The 4,568-nt window shown below is 45.3% G+C and carries 4 protein-coding genes; 2 read left to right on the forward strand and 2 right to left on the reverse strand.

Annotated features, from left to right (window positions below; translation table 11 throughout):
* Positions 1 to 138: 138 nt before the first annotated feature.
* Together QUB26_RS31220 and QUB26_RS31225 are read right to left on the reverse strand one after the other, a co-directional pair.
* Positions 139 to 729 carry a hypothetical protein gene (locus QUB26_RS31220; RefSeq protein ID WP_333239614.1) on the reverse strand — a complete coding sequence of 197 codons (591 nt, stop codon included), beginning with the start codon at positions 727 to 729 and terminating at the stop codon, positions 139 to 141.
* 237 nt (positions 730 to 966) lie between these two features.
* Complete coding sequence (locus tag QUB26_RS31225; protein WP_333239616.1) at positions 967 to 1,356, reverse strand: DUF1830 domain-containing protein; 390 nt, start codon at positions 1,354 to 1,356, stop codon at positions 967 to 969.
* Positions 1,357 to 1,731: 375 nt separating this feature from the next.
* On the opposite strand from QUB26_RS31225, the gene QUB26_RS31230 reads away from it, so the two are divergent.
* Together QUB26_RS31230 and QUB26_RS31235 are read left to right on the forward strand one after the other, a co-directional pair.
* A complete protein-coding gene (locus QUB26_RS31230) occupies positions 1,732 to 3,312 on the forward strand; it encodes a photosystem II high light acclimation radical SAM protein (protein WP_333239618.1) in 1,581 nt (526 codons plus the stop codon).
* Between the two features lie 573 nt (positions 3,313 to 3,885).
* Positions 3,886 to 4,311 carry a hypothetical protein gene (locus QUB26_RS31235; protein ID WP_333239620.1) on the forward strand — a complete coding sequence of 142 codons (426 nt, stop codon included), beginning with the start codon at positions 3,886 to 3,888 and terminating at the stop codon, positions 4,309 to 4,311.
* Positions 4,312 to 4,568 lie beyond the last annotated feature (257 nt).

Genomic DNA, 4,568 nt, shown 5'->3' on the forward strand with positions numbered 1-4,568 from the left:
GTCCCGCCCGTCCTTTTTGGACGGGCGGGACGCCCATCCCACAAACTTGTGGAAGTTATTTAATTCTCATTCCTAATAAGATGTTCCACATTTAACCTGCATATTGGGGGCGGGTTCTTCGGCCCACCCACAATAAATTTACAGATTACCTTTAAGCCCGATCGCCGTAACAATAGTCCACGCATCCACCAACAGCAGCAGCAGCGTACATCCCAGCAAAATAAGATACATCCAAGGCTGCGACAAAGGGCGGACATCTCTAGTATCAATACCTGTTTTTGCTTCCACCAAACCGACTAATTTACCAAATCCAGCCACCCGCATTGGCAACAAATAACCTTCACCCGAATGACTCAAAAAATAGTAAACTAAACCTCCTTGACCGGTCGATCGAGGTTTGAGAGCTTTTACCTCAGTCCAAGGTAGGGACCAACCCTTGCGAAACCAACGCGGAAACCAGTTGGGATACGTGACTTCAATCCCTTCCTCGCTCAAAATTACCCTTTCACCGAGCACGCCGTACAAGCCCACAGCCCCAACAACAATTCCCGCCCAGAGTGCGGCGGGAGGAACCGGTGCTTTCGTTACTTCCGACAAAAACGGCAATGGAATTGTCAGGGCTGTGTACAAGCTCAACAGCGTGATTCTAATCAGGGGAGAAAGCCGGAATACCGCCGGCTCAAATACTGGGGCAGAAGATGGGGAAGAGGTGATCGGTTGTGCTGACATGGCTGAATTCGAGAAGCTGTTTAAGGATATTTTTGCACAGCTTTTGGGCCCGCCAACAAAACTCAGAGAAATACGAAAAACCGGACAATATTTCCAGTTGTGAGTTTTGATCTAAAATTCATTTCACAAACTTTGATTCTTAACTGTTGAGTTTTTACCGCTTTGCAGAAGTTGGAATTTTGAGCGCGGAGTTATCAATTAACTGACAATTATATAACTCAAAACTCACAACTGGGATTAATCAACGGCGGTTAGCGCCGGTACAGTCAAAGGTTCTGAGATTTCTCTGGATTTGGGGCGGCCGGCCATGATTGTTCGATCGCCCTGAACTGCCTCTGGGGATCTGCTAGGATTGACGTTTGAATAGGGGCCTTCGTTAATCTGCAAGCGATCACAAGGAATTTTATCCGACAAAATTGCACTAGCCATCATCCCGGTGTGAATTTCCAATGCTGCAGCGGGCATCGCTTCAAACACTAAGCGCTGTCCGGGAAAAACCACTCGTTCAAAGTACCAGTTAGGAATGTTGGCGATGCGAGCAATCTGAATCTGACTGGTGGCGTTGACGTAGCAGCACAGAATCTTGCTGTCAATGTTTGAGGGTACGGGGTCAAGAATTTGAGCCATAACTGCTGAGGGAGCCTTGCCTAAAAGTTTTAGTTATCTTCTCAGGCTAACACTAGGCGATCCCGCCTACTGTAAAGCCGACTACCAACTCCCTAATACATTAGAGACCGATCGAACTTCTATTAAAATATAACCGGATAAATATCGGCTTTTTGACTCCTAGCAGAGATTTTTTGTCAAAATAAGCTGTATTCACTTAAAAATTAGCTTTTTTCTGCTGCTGTCGCCGATCGACACCAACAAGCTCGGCTTTTAGCCAGTTTAAAAAAATTTAAGAATATTTAATGTCAAATTGCGAAAATTAGACATATTGTAAAGTTATATTAAAAGAATATTAACATAGCTGAAAAAGTTCCACTTTAGGATATGGCAATCATGGAAAACCGAGAAAACCGAGTCCTGTACGTTCGCCTCCCTTGCAATCCGATTTTCCCGATCGGAGTTGTCTATCTTTCGGATCACGTACACAAGCTGTTTCCCGATGTCGAACAGCGCATTTTCGATTTAGGTGCCGTACCCCCCCTGGATTTTGCTAAAGCTTTAGATGCCAGCATAGACGAGTTTAAGCCGACTCTGCTAGTTTTCTCTTGGCGGGACATTCAAATTTATGCGCCCGTGGGTGGCAGAGGCGGCAATCCGCTGCAAAATGCCTTCGAGTTTTACTACGCCAAAAATCCCCTGATCAAGTTCCGGGGAGCACTCGGAGGACTGCGTTTAGCCGCGTCTTACTACACCGAACTCTGGCGCAATTTGGGACTGATCAAGCGCGGATTGAAGCGGGCCCGGAAATACCGCCCCGAAGCTCGTGCAGTGGTCGGGGGCGGTGCTGTGAGCGTGTTTTACGAGCAGTTGGGCCGCAGTTTGCCCACGGGCACTGTGGTTTCGGTGGGGGAAGGCGAAGCTTTGCTGGAGAAGTTGATTAAGGGCGAAGATTTGGCAGAGGAAAGGTGTTATGTGGTGGGAGAAACCGTGCCGCGCGCGAAGCTAATTCACGAAAAACCAGCCAACATCGAGAAAACTGCTTGCGACTATAACTACATCGAAACGATTTGGCCGGAATTTTCCTATTATCTACAGGATATGGACTTCTACGTCGGAGTCCAAACCAAGCGCGGCTGTCCTCACAATTGCTGTTACTGCATTTATACCGTGATTGAAGGGAAACAAGTGCGGATCAATCCGGCGGATGAGGTGGTGGCGGAGATTCGGCAATTGTACGATCGAGGTATCCGCAATTTCTGGTTTACCGACGCTCAATTTATCCCAGCACGCAAATTCATCGACGATGCAGTTGAATTATTGCAAAAAATCATCGCCGCCGGCATGGACGACATACACTGGGCCGCTTACATCCGTGCGGACAATCTCACACCAGAGTTGTGCGATTTGATGGTAAAAACGGGGATGAATTACTTTGAAATCGGCATCACCAGCGGTTCCCAGGAACTGGTTCGGAAAATGCGGATGGGCTACAACTTGCGAGTAGTTTTGGAAAATTGTCGCGATTTAAAAGCTGCAGGTTACAACGATGTGGTTTCCGTTAATTACTCGTTTAACGTCATTGACGAAACCTTTGAAACCATCCGGCAAACTATTGCTTATCACCGAGAATTAGAGCGAATTTTCGGAGCCGATAAAGTAGAACCGGCTATTTTCTTTATCGGGTTGCAGCCGCACACAATTTTAGAAGAATACGCCTTTAAAAAGGAGATTCTGCAACCTGGTTACGATCCGATGAGTTTGATGCCTTGGACAGCGCGCAAATTGCTATGGAATCCCGAACCTTTGGGTTCGTTTTTCGGGCAAATTTGTTTAGAAGCTTGGCAGCGAAATTCTAATGATTTCGGCCGCGAAGTGATGGCTATTTTGGAGGAAAAACTCGGCTGTGCGGAATTGGAAGAGGCATTAACCGCGCCTGTGGAAATCAAAGACAAACAGTTGGCAGCAGTTAATTAATTACCAGGTTCGCAGTCAGGACGACGGTTATTTGAAAAATGGGAAATGGGAGGAAAAATGTATCTTCTGTTTCCCTTTTTTATTCAATAAATAGTTAAGCGCCAATAAACATTACCGTGTAATATCAAATCCGCCCTTCATCGTCCTGTATTCATCTCTCTGTTCTGGAGACTCTGCGTTCTCTGCGTTCTCTGCGTTCTCTGCGGTTTAATCATTCCAATGCAACCGGAATTGATATAAAAGAGTCCGTTCGCGACATGGGGGCGCTTATTCCCGGTTTCTACGAAAATCAAAGGTTTAGTAACGAGAAATATATGAAGAAACCCAGTTTCTCAAATCGGCGTGAACAAGTCATAAAATCTTAAAAATGTCATAAATACAAGAGATTGCTTTCCTGCGATCGCATTGACATACTTGTGTATTTTCACGGGTGTTAGGTGCACAGTTCGCACCTTACTTAAACCGAGGGTATACCGTGTTCCCTGCACCTCTCACCTCTGAGATTAAATATTATTAATATCCAGCAAAGATAGCTTAAGATGTAATTATATAGTTAAAACCAGGAGTAACAGGATGTTTTATAAAGATACAGTTAAGGGCATTAAAGCAGTAGTTCTAGTTATGGCGGGGATTAGTGCGATAGGCTTTTTGACCGCCTCAGCAGAAGCAACTGCACTAAATCAACCCGCACCCAACACTTTGGGCAATAATCAACCGCTGCAAATTGCTCAATTTGAGGGATGTCCGAGAGATCAAATGGTGCAATTTTTCGCAACGCCCAACTTTTCTATATACATTTGCAAAACCCAGGAAGGCAATATTTTTTACCGCGGCCTCAGCAAAATAAATGGCACCCAAATCAATGTCATGCAAGTAACAGCAGGTGATGACGGAAGTTATGAAGCGACTAACGGCAATATTATCTACTCGATTAATCCCCAACGCCTGCAAGTCCGGCAGAATGGTAAGGTAATTTTGACCGAAGCTGTCATTAAGTAACACTAACTGTTATTTAATGATAAATTCACTAAATTTAGGGTGTATTTTATTTAATATCATGTCCGATCGATTAACCATAATATGCCGATGGGGGCGGGTTTTTAATAGTGTCAATTATTGGCAGGTATTGTTGGTGAACCCGCCCCTACAAAAATTGCGATCGCTAGACCGGACATGATTTAAGGAATGAGAATTAAATAACTTCCACTCTTGAAAGTGGGATGGGCGTCCCGCCCGTCCTTTTTGGACGGGCGGGA

This window comes from Microcoleus sp. B4-C1 (genome assembly GCF_036705285.1).
Lineage (GTDB): Bacteria > Cyanobacteriota > Cyanobacteriia > Cyanobacteriales > Microcoleaceae > Microcoleus.